We start from the raw sequence: 16,383 nt of genomic DNA on the forward strand, positions 1-16,383 counted from the left end.
GGGCGGCGGGGATCAGGCGCTCGGGCCCGGCACGGTCCGCGTACCCTGCGCCTGGATCGCGGTGATCGCCACGGTGGTGACGATGTCCTGCACCAGCGCGCCGCGCGAGAGGTCGTTGACCGGCTTGCGCAGCCCCTGGAGCACCGGGCCGACCGCGACGGCGCCCGCCGAGCGCTGCACGGCCTTGTAGGTGTTGTTGCCCGTGTTCAGGTCCGGGAAGATCAGCACGCTCGCGCGCCCGGCCACGTCCGACCCGGGCAGCTTCGTCGCGGCGACCGAGGGCTCGACGGCCGCGTCGTACTGGATCGGGCCCTCGACGGCCAGGTCGGGGCGCTGCGCACGGACGATCTCGGTGGCCTTGCGGACCTTGTCGACGTCCGCGCCGCTGCCCGAGGTGCCGGTCGAGTACGAGAGCATCGCGATCCGCGGCTCGACGCCGAAGGCGGCCGCGGTCGCCGCCGACTGCACGGCGATGTCGGCGAGCTGCTCGGCACCCGGGTCCGGGTTGACCGCGCAGTCGCCGTAGACGAGGACCCGGTCGGCCAGGCACATGAAGAAGACCGACGAGACGATGGACGCGTCTGGCTTCGTCTTGATGATCTCGAAGGCGGGGCGGATCGTCGCGGCGGTGGAGTGCACCGAGCCGGAGACCATGCCGTCGGCCAGGCCTTCCTGGACCATCAGGGTGCCGAAGTAGTTGACGTCGGCGACGACGTCGAGGGCCAGCTCGACGGTCATGCCCTTGTGGGCGCGGGCCTGCGCGTAGAACTCGGCGAAACGCTCCCGCAGCGGGGAGGTCGCGGGGTCGATGAGCTGGGCGCCCGAGATGTCGACGCCCAGGTCGCCGGCCTTCTTCAGGATCGCCTGCTCGTCGCCCAGCAGGGTCAGGTCGCAGACCCCGCGGCGCAGCACCACGTCCGCGGCGCGCAGCACCCGCTCCTCGGTGCCCTCGGGCAGCACCACGCGGCGCCGCTCGGAGCGGGCCCGCTCCAGAAGCTCGTGCTCGAACATCATCGGCGTGACGCGCTCGGAGCGGGCCACCGACAGCAGCCCGCGCAGCTCGGCGGTGTCCACGTGCCGCTCGAACAGGCCGAGCGCGGTCTCCAGTTTGCGCGGGGTCGCGGAGTTCAAGCGGCTCTGCAGCGAGAACAGTTCGGCGGCGGTCGGGAAGCTGTTGCCGGCCACCGACACCACCGGCGTGCCGGGTGCCAGCTTCGAGGCCAGCGTCAGGATGTCCGGGCCCGGCCGCTCGTTCAGCGTCAGCAGCACACCGGCGATCGGCGGGGTGCCGGAGGCGTGCGCGGCCAGCGCCCCGATGACCAGGTCGGCGCGGTCCCCGGGGGTGACGACCAGGCAGCCGGGGGTCAGGGCGTTCAGGACGTTCGGCAGCATGGCGCCGCCGAAGACGAAGTCCACGGCGTCGCGGGCCAGCCCGGCGTCGTCGCCGAGGAGCACCTCGCCGCCGAGCGCCCGGGTGATCTGGGCGACGGTCGGGGCGGAGAGCGACTTGTCGTCCGGCAGCACGTAGCAGGGCACGGGCAGCCGGGCGGCCAGCCGCTCGGCTATCGCGTCCCGGTCCTCCCCGGCCACCCGGTTGACGACCATCGCGACGACGTGGCAGCCGAGGCTCTCGAACGCGCGGAAGGCGCTCTGCGCCTCGGCGCGCACGGCCTCGGCGGGGTGTTTGGTGCCGCCGACGACGGGCACCACGACGGCCCCCAGCTCATTGGCGAGGCGCGCGTTCAGCGCCAGCTCGTCGGGGAGGTTGGTATCGGCGTAGTCGGTGCCGAGGACGAGCATGACCTCGTAGTCGCGCGCGAGGAGGTGGTAGCGGTCCACCAGCCGGGACACCAGCTCGTCGACGCCCTTCTCGGCCAGGATGGCGGAGGCCTCGTGGTACTCCATGCCGTACGCGGTCCGGGGGTCCTGCTCGATCCGGTAGCGGGCCCTGAGCAGGTCGAAGAGCCGGTCCGGCGCATCGTGGAGCAACGGGCGGTAGACGCCGACCCGCGCCGTCTGGCGGGTCAGCAGCTCCATGATTCCCAGCTCGACGACCTGCCGGCCGTCCCCCCGCTCGATACCGGTCACGTACACGCTGCGCGTCACGCGGGTTCTCCGTCCCATCGTGTGGATGTGTGCTTTTTCCCCCGTCGGGGTGGGCCTGGCCTCTTGACAATACCCCGGCGGCCAGATAGGGCGCCCGCCGGGAAAGGCCCGTCAGCAAGGCCCGGAGGGCCCGGCGTGCGGAGCACCGCGGAACGCACCGTTCCGCCGGCCCGTGGAACAATCGGACAGGCTTCACCATGACGCCTTCCGATGTACGGCCGTCCGCCCGCACGCGTACGGCCCGGTACGACCAGGAGCAGGAGACACAGCACGATGCGTATCGGAGTTCTCACCGCAGGCGGCGACTGCCCGGGCCTGAACGCTGTCATCCGTTCGGTCGTGCACCGCGCCGTCGTCGGCCACGGCGACGAAGTCATCGGCTTCGAGGACGGCTTCAAGGGCCTCCTGGACGGCCACCACCGCCCCCTCGACATCAATGCCGTCAGCGGCATTCTCGCCCGCGGCGGCACGATTCTCGGTTCGGCCCGCATGGAGCGCGCACGACTGCACGAGGCCGCCGAGCACGCGCACGAACTGGCGACGCGCTACGGCATCGACGCGCTCATCCCGATCGGCGGCGAGGGCACCCTGACCGCGGCCCGGATGCTGTCGGACGCCGGGATGCCGGTCGTCGGCGTGCCGAAGACCATCGACAACGACATCTCCTCCACCGACCGCACCTTCGGCTTCGACACCGCCGTCATGGTCGCCACCGAGGCCATCGACCGCCTCAAGACCACCGCCGAATCCCACCAGCGCGTGATGGTCGTCGAGGTCATGGGCCGGCACGCGGGCTGGATCGCCCTGGAGTCCGGCATGGCCGGCGGCGCCCACGGCATCTGCCTGCCGGAGCGCCCCTTCGAGGTGGACGCCCTGGTGAAGATGGTGGAGGAACGGTTCTCCCGAGGGAAGAAGTTCGCCGTCATCTGCGTCGCCGAGGGCGCGCACCCGGCCGAGGGCTCCATGCCCTACGAGAAGGGCGAGATCGACGCGTACGGCCACGAGCGCTTCGCCGGCATCGGCAACCGCCTCGCCGTCGAGCTGGAGCACCGCCTGGGCAAGGAGGCCCGCCCGGTCATCCTGGGCCACGTCCAGCGCGGCGGCACCCCCACCGCGTACGACCGCGTCCTCGCGACCCGCTTCGGCTGGCACGCCGTGGAGGCCGTCCACCGCGGAGACTTCGGCAACATGACCGCCCTGCGCGGCACCGACATCGTGATGGCCCCGCTGGCGCACGCCGTCACCGAACTGAAGACGGTCCCGGACGACCGCATGTACGAGGCCGAGTCGGTCTTCTGACCCGCCCCGCCCCGGACCCCCGCCGCACCCGGGCGGGACGCACGGCCGGGGGTTCCGCAGCCGGGCGGCCCCGCCCGCGTCCCTCCGCGGACCCCGGCGGGGCTGCCCGTCCGCGCGGGGGCCGTGTCCGACGGCGTCTAACGGGCGCCTCCGGCGTAGGCCCAGAAGCGGGCCACGATGTCGGCCAGGAACTCCCGGCCCGCGTCGCCCGTGGCGGCCTCCCCCGCGGCGCCGCCCCAGCTCAAGGTGGCCACCATCGTCGACTGGTAGTCCCCGTGCAGCCGCTCCAGGACCGGCTCCAGGTGCTGCCTGGGCACCGGCAGCAGCTTCGCCAGCGGCTTCACGTACGCCTGCCAGCGCGTGGTGACGGCGCTGCGCAGGATCTCCGCGAGCTCCTCCTGCTTGCCCGTCGCCGCCACGAACTGCGCCAGCGACAGCCCGAGCACCTGCGCCAGGGCCACCGACTGCCGTTCGTTGCCCTTCCAGCGCCCGGTGTCCTCCATCTTCTGGTACGCGTTCGTCTCCAGCCCGATCCGCCGGGCCAGCTCGTCCGCGGCCATGCCCCGGGCCATCCGGTGCTCCCGCAGGGTCACCGGCTCGGCGAGCAGCTCCCCGGGGGCGCACCAGAGCACGCCCGCGAGCGCCGTCAGCTCGGCGGAAGTCGGCGATATCTCGCCGCGCTCCCAGGCCATCACGGTCTCGGGCTCGACGATCAGTCCGTACTGGGCGCGCAGGCCATAGGCGACATGACCGGGAGCCATGCCCAGGGCCGCGCGCAGGCGCCGCGCGGCGGGGGCATTGAAGGGAGGGCTGGAGTGCACAGGGCACACCGTAGGAGTGCCCAAGGCATGGCGACTACAGACCGTTCAAACAAGCCAGGAACTCGTAGGAAAGTCCTACGGAGTTCGGCGCTTTGGGCGGGTTTCCCGGCGACCGTCCGGTAATCGGAGCGCCTCTAGATCCACTTCCAAGCCTACGGTTCCCGCCGGCCGCTGCGATACCCCCGCGCACGATGTTCACGGTTCTTCCCCACCCCGGCCTGAACCGGCCTCCCGGCGCCTGCGTGATCCATGGCGGAGGGCCCTCGCCCACGGGGGTGGCGAGGGCCCCGCCCCGCCCGCCTTCACGCCTTGCCTTGACGTCGGCGTCAAGGCTTACGGTCGGGCCATGCGAATCGGCGAACTGGCGGAGCGGGCCGGAACCAGCACGCGGACCCTGCGGTACTACGAATCGCGCGGACTGCTGCCCGCACGCCGCGCAGGCAACGGCTACCGCACGTACGACGAGGACGACCTGCGGCTGCTGCGCCAGATCCGCATGCTCCAGGACTTCGGCTTCGAGCTGGAGGAGACCCGCCCGTTCGTCGACTGCCTGCGCGCCGGCCACCCCGCCGGGGACTCCTGTCCCGCGTCCCTGGCCGTGTACCGGCGCAAGCTCGCCGAGCTCGACGGGCTGATCGGCCAGCTGGCCGACGTACGGGAGCAGGTCGCGCGGCAGCTCGCCGCCGCCGAGGACGCCGCCGGGGAGGCGGCCGCGCCGCGCTGTGAAATGACCGGACCGTGAGAAGGGGAGAGGAAAGATGATCCACGCCAAGGGTGTCGCCGAAGTGACCGACCGGGACTTCGATGCGGAGGTGCTCGCCGAGCGGGGCCGGCCCGTCCTCGTCGAATTCACCGCCGACTGGTGCGGGCCCTGCCGGCAGCTCGCGCCCGTGCTGTCCGCGGTCGCCGCCGAACAGGCCGAGCACCTCAAGGTCGTGCAGATCGACGCGGACGGCAACCCCGCCACCGTCGTCCGGTACGGGGTGCTGTCCATGCCGACCCTGCTCGTCTTCCGCGACGGCGAGCCCGTGAAGCAGATGGTCGGCGCACGCGCCAAGCGCAAGCTGCTTCAGGAGCTCGAAGAGGTCACCGGCGTCATGGCCTGAGCCAGACCGTCGCCAGCGGCGGGAGCGTCATGCGCAGGCTCGCCGGGCGGCCCTGCGCGGGCACGGGCTCGGGCCGCAGGGGCTGCGGATGGCGCACGCCGCTGCCGCCGTACTGCTCCGAGTCCGTGTTCAGGACCTCCCGCCACCACGGCACCTCCTCCGGGACGCCGATCCGGTAGTCGTGCCGCACCACCGGCGAGAAGTTCGACACGCACAGGAGCTGCGAGCCGTCCTTCGCGTACCGCAGGAACGCGAAGACGTTGTCCTCCGCCGCGTCCGCCTCCACCCAGGCGAAGCCCTCCGGCACGCTGTCGCGCTCCCACAGCGCGGGGGTCGCCGCGTACGTCCGGTTCAGGTCGCGCACGAGATCGCGCACGCCCCGGTGGTCGGCGGCCGCCGTGTACGAGGAGTCCAGCAGCCACCAGTCCGGCCCGTGCGCCTCCGACCACTCCGAGCCCTGGGCGAACTCCTGCCCCATGAACAGCAGCTGCTTGCCGGGGTGGGCCCACATGAAGCCCAGGTACGCACGGTGTATGGCCCGCTGCTGCCACCAGTCGCCGGGCATCTTCGACACCAGCGAGCGCTTGCCGTGCACCACCTCGTCGTGCGAGATCGGCAGCACGTAGTTCTCGCTGTACGCGTAGACCATCCCGAACGTCATGTCGTGGTGGTGGTACTTGCGGTGCACCGAGTCCTTCGACGCGTAGCGCAGCGTGTCGTGCATCCAGCCCATGTTCCACTTCAGACCGAAGCCCAGCCCGCCCGCGTCCGTCGGCCGGGTCACGCCCTCCCAGGCCGTGGACTCCTCCGCGATCGTCACCACGCCCGGGCAGCGCCGGTACACCGTCGCGTTCATCTCCTGGAGCATCGCCACCGCGTCCCAGTTCTCCCGGCCGCCGTGCTCGTTAGGCGCCCACTCGCCCTCGCCGCGCGAGTAGTCCAGGTAGAGCATCGAGGCCACCGCGTCCACGCGCAGCCCGTCCACGTGGAACTCCTCGCACCAGTACACGGCGTTCGCGACGAGGAAGTTGCGGACCTCCTTGCGGCCGTAGTCGAACTCCAGCGTCCCCCAGTCCGGGTGCGCGGCCCGCCGCGGGTCGTGGTGCTCGTACAGCGGCCGCCCGTCGAACTCCGCGAGCGCCCACTCGTCGCGCGGGAAGTGGGCCGGCACCCAGTCGACGATCACGCCGATCCCGGCCCGGTGCAGGGCGTCCACCAGCATCCGGAAGTCGTCCGGGCCGCCCAGCCGCGAGGTCGGCGCGTAGTACCCGGTGACCTGGTAGCCCCACGAGCCGCCGAAGGGGTGCTCCGCGACGGGCATCAGCTCCACGTGCGTGAAGCCCAGCTCCTTGACGTACGGGGGGAGCTGCTCGGCCAGCTGCCGGTACGAGAGCCCCGGCCGCCAGGAGGCCAGGTGCAGCTCGTACACCGAGAAGGGGGCCTGGTGCGGCGGGCGGGCCCCGCGGTGCGCCATCCACTCCGCGTCCTGCCACTCGTAGTGGGACGCGGTGACCACCGAGGCGGTGGCCGGCGGGACCTCCGCGGCGCGGGCCATCGGGTCGGCGCGCAGGGTGTGGCCGCCGTCGGGGCGGGTGATGTCGTACTTGTACAGCGCGCCCTCGCCCACCCCCGGCAGGAACAGCTCCCAGACCCCGGACGCGCCCAGCGAGCGCATCGGGTGGGCCGTCGGGTCCCAGTACGAGAAGTCCCCGGTGACCCGCACCCCCTGGGCGTTCGGCGCCCACACCGTGAACCGGGTGCCGGCCACGCCCTGGTGTTCCATCGGCCGGGCGCCGAGGGCCTTCCACAGCTCCTCGTGCCGGCCCTCGCCGATCAGGTGCAGGTCCAGCTCGCCGAGCGCGGGCAGGAACCGGTACGGGTCGTGCACCTCGATCTCGTCGCCGTCGTACGCGACCAGCAGCCGGTAGTCCGGCACGCCGGTCAGCGGCAGCAGCCCCGAGAACAGCCCGTCGCCGTCGGGGAGCAGCTCGGCCCGCAGCCCCTTGGCGACGACGGTGACCGACTTGGCGTACGGGCGCAGCACGCGGAAGACCACTCCGTCCCGCCGGGTCCGGGCGCCCAGCACCCCGTGCGGGTCGTGGTGGCGGCCCTCCAGCAGCCGGGCCCGCTCCCAGGCGCCGAGCGCGGGCGCCGGCCGTACCCCGTGGGCGGGAGCCCGCCCGGTGCGCGGCGGCGGGGCCTTGCGCGCCGCCGCCGGGGCTGGCGTTCCGCGGCCCCCGGCCCGTGCCGGTGCCGGAGCCGTGGACGGCGGGGTGGTCGACGGTGACTGACGGGCGGGGCTCACGTGTGCGGCCTCCTAGGCGGCTGCGGGCGGGGGTGCGGGGAGAGGGAGGAGAGACCTTCGCCGGGACCGGAGCCCGGCCCGGACCCGGCGGAGGGTCCGGAGCCGGCCCCCGGCCCCGGCCCGGGTCCCGCGGCGGGAGCGGGACCGGGCCGGTGGGACTGGCCCGGGCGGGCGGCGGACCCGGAAGCCGGCTGGGTCCGGCCGAATCCCCGGTCCGATCCGGCGGCGAGCCGCCGGATCGCGGCCATGGGGACGTGCAGCCAGTCGGGGCGGTGCCGGGACTCGTAACGGGCCTCGTACACCGCCTTGTCGGTCTCGTACGCGCGCAGCAGGACGGGGTCCTCGCGCGGGTCGCGGCCGGTGGTGCGGGCGTAGCCCTCGCAGAAGGCGGCCCGGCAGGCGTCCGCCCAGGCGGGGGCGAACGGCCGGTGCGAGCGGGCCGCGTAGTCGAACGAGCGCAGTATCCCGGCGATGTCGCGGACCGCGGGTTCGGGGCGGCGCCGGTCGGCCAGCGGCCGGGCCGGCTCGCCCTCGAAGTCGATCAGCGCCCAGCTGCCGTCCGCGGTCCGCAGGGTCTGGCCCAGGTGCAGGTCGCCGTGGATCCGCTGGGCGGGCACCCCGGCGCCGCGGGAGGCGGCCAGCGCGTCGAACGCCCCCCGCAGCCCCGCCTCGTAGGGCCGCAGCGCGGGCACCTCGCGGGCGGTGGCCGCCAGCCGGGCCGTCATCCCCGAGGCGAGCCGGGCGGTCTGCTCCGGGCCCAGTGCGACGGTCGGCAGGGCGTCGGCGAGCGCGCTGTGCACCTCGGCGGTGGCCCGGCCCAGCGCGTGCGCCTCGGCGGTGAAGTCGGCGCCGGCGCCCAGCCGGCGCAGCGCGAGCTGCCAGCCGTCGTCGGAGCCCCGCAGGTAGGGCTGGAGCACGCCCAGGGTCAACGGTTCTCCACCGGGCAGCGCGGCCTCGTACCAGGCGACGGGTGCGGGGACGCGGGCGCATCCGGCGGCGGCCAGCGCCCTGGGCAGCTCCAGGTCCGGATTGACCCCCGGGCCGACCCGGCGGAACACCTTCAGGATGTACGAATCCCCGTAGATCAGCGAGGAGTTGGTCTGTTCCCCGGACAGCGGCCGGGGGGTGAGCGCGGCCGGGATCAGCGCCATCGGGTCGCGGTCGAACCGCAGCGGGCCGAGGGTGCCGGGGGCGCGCAACCGCTCCAGCAGCAGGGCCGCCAGCCGAGGGTCGCCCAGCCCCTCGTAGACGCACTGGCCGGCGTACGGGCCCTGCTCGGCGCGGCCGATCAGGGCGGGCGCCAGGGCCGGCGGCAGTGCGGGGCGGACGCCGAGCAGCAGCTGGTAGCAGTCGCCGTCGACGTCCAGGAGCAGGTGGACCAGCCTGGGAGAGGACCCCGGCGGCAGCAGCTCGGCCGCCGAGATCATCCGGAGCCGGCCGATGCGCCGGCCCTTGCCGGCGAACCAGCGCTGTACCGGCAGCCAGTCCCGCAGCATGGGCTCCAGAGGGCCGAGTCCGGTCGTGCTGGTCGTCCCGGCGGATGCAGCCTCCGACATGGCGTCGCGTCCTTTCCCCGGGCCGTCACAGAATGCGGAGAGTGTCCCGGATCGCGTCAGTGCTTCTCCGGTGGTGTACGAGTGTCGGGTCAGGATGATCCGTACAGGGGCGGGCGATTGACCCATTCGCGCGCCCACCCCGTACCCGGCGGCTACTCGTTGCGCAGGCGGAACCAGTAGAAGCCGTGACCCGCGAGGGTGAGCAGGTACGGCCACTCGCCGATCGGCGGGAAGCGCACGTCACCCGTGAGCTCCACCGGAACCCGCCCGTTGAACGACCTCAGGTCCAGTTCGGTGGGCTGCGCGAAGCGCGAGAAGTTGTGCACGCACAGCACCAGGTCGTCCCCGTACTCGCGCAGGAAGGCGAGCACCGCCGGGTTGGACGACGACAGTTCGGTGTACGAACCGAGGCCGAACGCCGGGTTGGCCTTGCGGACCTCGATCAGCCTGCGGGTCCAGTGCAGCAGTGACGAGGGCGATGCCATCGCGGCCTCGACGTTGGTGACCTGGTACCCGTGGACGGGGTCCATGATGACCGGCAGGTTCAGCCTGCCCGGATCGCACGAGGAGAAACCGGCGTTGCGGTCCGGGGTCCACTGCATGGGCGTGCGCACACCGTCGCGGTCACCGAGCCAGATGTTGTCGCCCATGCCGATCTCGTCGCCGTAGTAGAGCACCGGCGAGCCGGGCAGCGACAGCAGCAGGGCGGTGAACAGCTCCATCTGGTTGCGGTCGTTGTCGAGGAGCGGGGCGAGCCGGCGCCGGATGCCGATGTTGGCCCGCATCCGCGGGTCCTTGGCGTACTCGGCGTACATGTAGTCGCGCTCTTCGTCGGTGACCATTTCGAGGGTGAGCTCGTCGTGGTTGCGCAGGAAGATGCCCCACTGGCAACGGTCCGGGATCGCCGGGGTCTTGGCCAGGATTTCGGAGACGGGGTAGCGCGACTCTCTTCGCACCGCCATGAAGATGCGCGGCATGACGGGGAAGTGGAAGGCCATGTGGCATTCGTCCCCGCCGGACGCGAAGTCGCCGAAGTAGTCGACGACGTCCTCGGGCCACTGGTTGGCCTCGGCGAGCAGCACGGTGTCGGGGTAGTGCGCGTCGATCTCGGCGCGCACCCGCTTGAGGAGCTGGTGGGTGCGCGGCAGGTTCTCGCAGTTGGTGCCCTCCTCGGCGTACAGGTAGGGCACGGCGTCGAGGCGGAAGCCGTCGATGCCGAGGTCCAGCCAGAAGCGGAGGGCGGAGACGATCTCCTCGACGACGGCCGGGTTCTCGTAGTTGAGGTCGGGCTGGTGCGAGAAGAACCGGTGCCAGTAGTACTGCTTGCGGACCGGGTCGTACGTCCAGTTCGAGGTCTCGGTGTCGATGAAGATGATGCGGGCGTCCTGGTACTGCTTGTCGTTGTCGGCCCACATGTAGTAGTCGCCGTACGGCCCGTCCGGGTCCTTGCGGGACTGCTGGAACCACTCGTGCTGGTCGCTCGTGTGGTTCATGACGAAGTCGATGATCACCCGCATGCCGCGGTGGTGCGCGGCGTCCACGAACTCCACGAAGTCGGCGAGGTCGCCGAACTCGGGCAGCACGGAGGTGTAGTCCGAGACGTCGTAGCCACCGTCGCGCAGCGGCGAGGCGAAGAACGGCGGCAGCCAGAGGCAGTCCACGCCCAGCCACTGGAGGTAGTCGAGTTTGGCGGTGAGCCCCTTCAGGTCCCCTACGCCGTCGCCGTTGCTGTCGTGGAAGGACCGGACGAGCACCTCGTAGAAGACGGCCCGCTTGAACCAGTCGGGGTCGCGGTCCTTCGCGGGGGTGTCCTCGAACGTGTCGTGGACGGGATCGTTGATCATCATGTGGTGGGTGACCCTCCGGTGGGCGGGGACGGTCGCAGAGCCGCCAGAACGTGCGCGGGCGCTCGGCCCGGTTCCAGACGCACGTAGTTGGCCCTGCCCCAGTGGTAGGTCTCGCCGGTGAGCTCGTCGCGCACCGCGAGGGACCCGTGCCAGTCGAGGCCGAGTACCGGCATGTCCAACGAGACCGTCGCCTCCTGGGTGTGGTGCGGATCGAGGTTGACGACCACCAGTACGGAATTGGCGCCCGCGTGCTTCGAATAGGCGATCACCTGGTCGTTGTCGGTCGTGTGGAAATGGATGTCGCGCAGCTGCTGAAGGGCGGGGTTGCGCCGGCGCAGCCGGTTCAGGGCGGTGATCAGCGGGGCGATGGTGCGGCCCTCGCGGTCCGCGGCCGCCCAGTCGCGCGGCCGGAACTCGTACTTCTCGGAGTTCAGGTACTCCTCGCTGCCCTCGCGGACCGGGGTGTTCTCGCACAGCTCGTACCCGGCGTAGACACCCCAGGTGGGGGAGAGGGTGGCGGCCAGGACGGCGCGCACCTCGAAGGCCGGACGGCCGCCCCGCTGGAGGTACTCGTGGAGGATGTCGGGCGTATTGACGAAGAAATTCGGCCGCATGACGGAGGCCGAGCGGGTGTCCGCGAGCTCGGTCATGTACTCGGTCAGCTCGGCCTTGGTGTTGCGCCAGGTGAAGTACGTGTACGACTGCTGGAAGCCGACGGCGGCGAGCGTGCGCATCATGGCGGGCCGGGTGAAGGCCTCCGCCAGGAAGATCACGTCGGGATCGGACTTGTTGATGTCCGCGATCACCTTCTGCCAGAAGACGACCGGCTTGGTGTGCGGATTGTCCACCCGGAAGATGCGGACCCCGTGCTCCATCCAGTACCGCAGGATGCGGACCGTCTCCTCGACGATCCCGGCCATGTCGGTGTCGAAGTGGATCGGGTAGATGTCCTGGTACTTCTTCGGCGGGTTCTCGGCGTACGCGATCGTCCCGTCGGCCCGGTGGCGGAACCACTCGGGGTGCTTCTCCACCCACGGGTGGTCCGGGGAGCACTGGAGCGCGAAGTCCAGCGCGATCTCCATGCGCAGCTCGCGGGCGCGGGCGACGAAGGCGTCGAAGTCCTCGATCGTGCCGAGGTCGGGGTGGACGGCGTCGTGGCCGCCCTCCGTGGAGCCGATCGCCCACGGCACACCCGGGTCCCAACTTCCAGCCGAAAGGGTGTTGTTCGGTCCCTTGCGGTACGTACTCCCAATGGGGTGGATCGGTGGCAGGTACACCACGTCGAAGCCCATCGAGGCGATGGCCGGCAGCCGCTCGGCGGCGGTGCGGAAGGTGCCGCTCACGGGCTGTTCGCCGGGTTCGACGACGGCGCCCTCGGAGCGCGGGAACATCTCGTACCAGGAGCCGAAGAGGGCCCGCTTGCGCTCCACGACCAGCGGCAGGGCCTTGGACGCCGTGACCAGTTCCCGGTACGGGCGCCGCGCGAGCGCGGCCTGGACCGGGGTCGCGAGGGCGGCGGCGTGGCGCAGCGACACCGGTCGGTCCTCGTCGCGCATCGCCTCGGCGGCCGCCAGCACGTGCTCGCGCCCGTCCTTCTTGGGGATCCGGGAGCCGGCCCGCTCGTAGAGCTCGGCGCCTTCGAGCAGGGTGAGCCCGGGGTCGATGCCCGCGGGGATCTTGATGGCGGCGTGCGCCTGCCAGGTGCCGACCGGGTCGCTCCAGGCCTCGACGGTGTACGTCCACCTCCCCTCGACGTCGGCGCAGACCCGCGCCCCCCACCGGTCGGTGCCGGGCGCCAGCTCGCGCATGGGCGCGGGGGGCCGCAGCCGCCCGCTGGGGTCGCGGAGCACGACGTGGGCGGCGACGGCGTCGTGGCCCTCGCGGAACACGGTGGCGGAGATCTCGAAGACCTCGTCCACGACCGCCTTGGCGGGTCTGGCCCCGCAGTCGACGGCGGGGCGGACGTCCAGCACGGGAATGCGACCGATCATGATGGGATCACCTGGAGGCAGTTCGCGGGGCTCGGTGACAACAGCCCAGCCGGAACACCGGCCGGGCGTGCACGCTCTGTTCGCTCTGTTTCTAGCCGCTCAGAAGACGGCTGGGCTGCGGGCATGGCCGCTCCTGTCCGCGTTCACTCGGGTGGCGGGAGAGGTGGTGGGGCGGGGTGCCGTGCGTGTACGCGGGGAGCCCTGCCCACTCTCGCCCCGCTCAATCCGTGCGCTCGGTTAACTACTCGTACGTAGTGGCGGGGCCCGGACCAAGGTCTTGGCCGACATCCGCCGAGGCTCAGTCAAGTCGGTTGGGACTACCGGATGTACGTCGTGACACCCCTCGTCCCACAGGCCTCGGAGGCCTCACGGGTGACCATGGTTTTGGGATGATGAGCGTGGATTGCCCGAAGTGGCAATGGCTCTTCGGACGGTCCTCCCGGGGAATTCCGGTACCGGTTCACATGCGCCCGGCACGGTCCGGCGGCCCTGCCGCGACGCGGGAATGTCCTGAATCCACATCGCCGTCCGCACGGAACGGTTCGAAGGAACCTTCCTGCCGCGTGCCTTCCGGGCGGCACCGTGGCAGGCGGAGCGGGGTGAGGCTAGCCTTCCCGGGGTGATGCGCGGGCGCACAGCGTGGTGCGACCGCTTCGATCCGCAATTGCCTGCGAAGGTGGAACGCGTGAAGGCTATCCGTCGATTCACCGTGCGCCCCGTACTCCCCGAACCACTGCTGCCGCTCGCCGACCTCGCGCGCAATCTGCGCTGGTCGTGGCATACCGAGACCCGCGAACTCTTCCAATCCGTCGATCCCGAGGGCTGGCAGGCCGCCGGCGGCGACCCTGTCCGGCTGCTCGGCTCCGTCTCCGCCCAACGGCTCGAAGAACTGGCCGCCGACCGCCGCTTCCTGCGCCGGCTCGCCGTCATCGCCGCCGACCTCGACGACTACGTCCACGGCGGGAGGTGGTACCAGAGCCATGAGGACGGCACCGCGCTTCCCGCCGGGATCGCCTACTTCTCGCCCGAGTTCGGGATCACCGCCGCCCTACCGCAGTACTCCGGCGGGCTCGGGATCCTCGCCGGGGACCACCTCAAGGCCGCCAGCGACCTCGGCGTCCCCCTCATCGGCGTGGGGCTGCTGTACCGGCACGGGTACTTCCGCCAGTCCCTCTCCCGCGACGGCTGGCAGCAGGAGCACTACCCCGTCCTCGACCCCAACGAGCTCCCCGTGTCCCTGCTGCGGGACACGGACGGGGCGCCGGCCCGGGTGACCCTGAGCCTGCCCGGCGGCCGCGCCCTGCACGCCCACATCTGGCAGGCCCGCGTCGGCCGGGTGCCGCTGCTGCTCCTGGACTCCGACGTCGAGGACAACGACGCCGGCGCCCGCGAGGTGACCGACCGGCTCTACGGCGGCGGCAGCGACCACCGCCTCCTCCAGGAGATGCTGCTCGGCATCGGAGGCGTGCGCGCGGTGCGCGCGTACTGCCGGATCACCGGGCATCCCGACCCCGAGGTGTTCCACACGAACGAGGGACACGCCGGCTTCCTCGGACTCGAACGCATAAGGGAATTGGAAGGGGAACAGGGGCTCGGCTTCGAGGCCGCCGTCGAGGCGGTTCGCGCCGGAACCGTGTTCACCACGCACACCCCGGTCCCCGCCGGCATCGACCGCTTCGAGCAGGCCCTCGTCGCCCGGCACTTCGGGCCCGGCGCGGAACTGGCCGCCCTGCCCGTCGACCGGATCCTGGAACTGGGGGCCGAGTCCTACCCCGGCGGCGACCCCGGGGTGTTCAACATGGCCGTGATGGGGCTGCGCCTGGCCCAGCGGGCCAACGGGGTCTCGACCCTGCACGGGGCGGTCAGCCGGGGCATGTTCGCCGGCCTGTGGCCGGGCTTCGATCCGGCCGACGTGCCCATCACCTCCGTGACCAACGGGGTCCACGCCCCGACCTGGGTGGCACCCGAGGTCGTCCGTCTCGGCGCCCGCCAGATCGGCGCCGGACGGACCGAGGACGCCCTGTCGGTGGGCGGCTCCCAGCGCTGGGACGCGGTCGCCGACATCGCCGACCAGGACATCTGGGACCTGCGGCGCGGGCTGCGCGAACAGCTCGTGCAGGAGGTCCGCGACCGGCTGCGGGCCTCGTGGCTCCAGCGCGGGGCCGCCGAGGCCGAACTCGGCTGGGTGGACTCCGTACTCGACCCGGACGTCCTGACCATCGGGTTCGCCCGGCGCGTGCCCTCGTACAAGCGGCTCACGCTGATGCTGCGCGACCCCGAACGGCTGCGCGCGCTGCTGCTCGACCCGGACCGGCCCGTGCAGATCGTCGTCGCGGGCAAGGCGCACCCGGCCGACGACGGGGGCAAACGGCTCGTCCAGGAGCTGGTCCGGTTCTCCGACGACCCGCGGGTGCGCCACCGGATCGTCTTCCTGCCCGACTACGGCATGGCCATGGCACAGAAGCTCTACCCGGGCTGCGACGTCTGGCTGAACAATCCGCTGCGGCCCCTGGAGGCGTGCGGGACCAGCGGGATGAAGGCGGCGCTCAACGGCTGCCTCAACCTGTCCGTACTGGACGGCTGGTGGGACGAGTGGTTCGAGCCGGACTTCGGCTGGGCCATTCCCACGGCCGACGGCCTCGGCTCCGACGAGGACCGGCGCGACGACCTGGAGGCCCATGCCCTCTACGAGTTGATCGAGGACCGGGTCGCGCCGCGGTTCTACGACCGGACGGGCCGCAGCGGACTGCCGGTGCGGTGGATCGAGATGGTCCGGCGCACCCTCGTCTCCCTCGGCCCCAAGGTCCTCGCCGGCCGCATGGTGCGGGAGTACGTGGAGCGGCTGTACGCACCGGCCGCGCGCGCCCACCGGGCCCTGAACCCGGATGCGGCGCGCGACCTGGCCTCGTGGAAGGGCCGGGTCCGGGCGGCCTGGCCGCGGGTCGCCGTCGAGCACGTGGAGGCGCTGGCCGCGGCTCCCGTGGGCGGCACCGCCGAACTGGGGGCCACCCTCACGCTGCGGGTACGGGTCGCGCTGGACGCACTCACCCCCGAGGACGTGGAGGTCCAGGCCGTCGCCGGCCGGGTGGACCCGCAGGATGTGATCCGCGACGGGCGGACCTTCCCGCTCAAGCCGGCCGCCGGGCCCGACCTGGAAGGGCGCTGGATGTACGAGGGCCCGCTCGCCCTCGACCGCACCGGGCCCTACGGGTACACGGTGCGGGTCCTGCCATCGCACCCGCTGCTGGCCACGCCGGCCGAACTGGGGCTGGTGGCGGCCCCGGTGGACACCGACACGGCCGGTGACGCGGGCGCGGGAGACGGCGTACTCCTGCGCTAGCGGCGGGGACCC

General features: G+C 72.1%; 10 protein-coding genes. 4 read left to right on the forward strand and 6 right to left on the reverse strand.

The window, feature by feature from the left end; translation table 11 throughout:
* Positions 1 to 12 precede the first annotated feature (12 nt).
* Positions 13 to 2,106: a phosphate acetyltransferase gene (gene pta, locus ACIPK4_RS05345; RefSeq protein ID WP_402309409.1), complete on the reverse strand. Its 2,094-nt coding sequence runs from the start codon at positions 2,104 to 2,106 to the stop codon at positions 13 to 15.
* A gap of 273 nt (positions 2,107 to 2,379) precedes the next feature.
* Here pta and ACIPK4_RS05350 point away from each other — a divergent pair, with 273 nt between their 5' ends.
* On the forward strand, positions 2,380 to 3,405 hold the full coding sequence (locus ACIPK4_RS05350; protein ID WP_376192454.1) for an ATP-dependent 6-phosphofructokinase: 1,026 nt from the start codon (positions 2,380 to 2,382) through the stop codon (positions 3,403 to 3,405).
* A gap of 137 nt (positions 3,406 to 3,542) precedes the next feature.
* Here the strand turns inward: ACIPK4_RS05350 and ACIPK4_RS05355 are convergent, their stop codons facing one another.
* The gene (locus ACIPK4_RS05355) at positions 3,543 to 4,235 is read right to left on the reverse strand and encodes a helix-turn-helix domain-containing protein (protein ID WP_402309411.1); all 693 of its coding nucleotides are present in this window, start codon (positions 4,233 to 4,235) and stop codon (positions 3,543 to 3,545) included.
* Positions 4,236 to 4,572: 337 nt separating this feature from the next.
* On the opposite strand from ACIPK4_RS05355, the gene ACIPK4_RS05360 reads away from it, so the two are divergent.
* Together ACIPK4_RS05360 and trxA are read left to right on the forward strand one after the other, a co-directional pair.
* Positions 4,573 to 4,968: a MerR family transcriptional regulator gene (locus ACIPK4_RS05360; protein WP_376192458.1), complete on the forward strand. Its 396-nt coding sequence runs from the start codon at positions 4,573 to 4,575 to the stop codon at positions 4,966 to 4,968.
* A 16-nt stretch (positions 4,969 to 4,984) separates the two neighbouring features.
* A complete protein-coding gene (gene trxA / locus ACIPK4_RS05365) occupies positions 4,985 to 5,332 on the forward strand; it encodes a thioredoxin (RefSeq protein ID WP_402309413.1) in 348 nt (115 codons plus the stop codon).
* Here the strand turns inward: trxA and glgB are convergent.
* From glgB to ACIPK4_RS05385, 4 genes are all read right to left on the reverse strand, one after another.
* The gene (glgB, locus tag ACIPK4_RS05370; protein WP_402309414.1) at positions 5,322 to 7,637 is read right to left on the reverse strand and encodes a 1,4-alpha-glucan branching enzyme; all 2,316 of its coding nucleotides are present in this window, start codon (positions 7,635 to 7,637) and stop codon (positions 5,322 to 5,324) included. The genes trxA and glgB overlap by 11 nt on opposite strands.
* A complete protein-coding gene (locus tag ACIPK4_RS05375) occupies positions 7,634 to 9,193 on the reverse strand; it encodes a phosphotransferase (protein WP_402309416.1) in 1,560 nt (519 codons plus the stop codon). Before ACIPK4_RS05375 ends, glgB begins: the two co-directional genes overlap by 4 nt.
* A 152-nt stretch (positions 9,194 to 9,345) precedes the next feature.
* Positions 9,346 to 11,040, reverse strand: a complete 1,695-nt coding sequence (gene treS / locus ACIPK4_RS05380; protein WP_054224559.1) for a maltose alpha-D-glucosyltransferase — start codon at positions 11,038 to 11,040, stop codon at positions 9,346 to 9,348.
* Positions 11,037 to 13,031: a maltotransferase domain-containing protein gene (locus ACIPK4_RS05385; protein ID WP_402309418.1), complete on the reverse strand. Its 1,995-nt coding sequence runs from the start codon at positions 13,029 to 13,031 to the stop codon at positions 11,037 to 11,039. Before ACIPK4_RS05385 ends, treS begins: the two co-directional genes overlap by 4 nt.
* Before the next feature lie 685 nt (positions 13,032 to 13,716).
* Here ACIPK4_RS05385 and glgP point away from each other — a divergent pair.
* Positions 13,717 to 16,371 (forward strand): alpha-glucan family phosphorylase, encoded by a 2,655-nt coding sequence (glgP, locus tag ACIPK4_RS05390; protein WP_402309420.1) that lies wholly within the window; start codon positions 13,717 to 13,719, stop codon positions 16,369 to 16,371.
* The last annotated feature ends 12 nt before the right edge of the window (positions 16,372 to 16,383 follow it).

It is taken from the genome of Streptomyces sp. NPDC086989, from assembly GCF_044745505.1.
Classification (GTDB): Bacteria; Actinomycetota; Actinomycetes; order Streptomycetales; family Streptomycetaceae; genus Streptomyces.

Excerpts from the sequence above, each read along its gene's own strand:
- ACIPK4_RS05350 (WP_376192454.1), top strand. The coding sequence starts at position 2,380 with ATGCGTATCGGAGTTCTCACCGCAGGCGGCGACTGCCCGGGCCTGAAC.
- ACIPK4_RS05360 (WP_376192458.1), top strand. The coding sequence starts at position 4,573 with ATGCGAATCGGCGAACTGGCGGAGCGGGCCGGAACCAGCACGCGGACC.
- trxA (WP_402309413.1), top strand. The coding sequence starts at position 4,985 with ATGATCCACGCCAAGGGTGTCGCCGAAGTGACCGACCGGGACTTCGAT.
- ACIPK4_RS05375 (WP_402309416.1), bottom strand. The coding sequence starts at position 9,193 with ATGTCGGAGGCTGCATCCGCCGGGACGACCAGCACGACCGGACTCGGC.
- treS (WP_054224559.1), bottom strand. The coding sequence starts at position 11,040 with ATGATGATCAACGATCCCGTCCACGACACGTTCGAGGACACCCCCGCG.
- ACIPK4_RS05385 (WP_402309418.1), bottom strand. The coding sequence starts at position 13,031 with ATGATCGGTCGCATTCCCGTGCTGGACGTCCGCCCCGCCGTCGACTGC.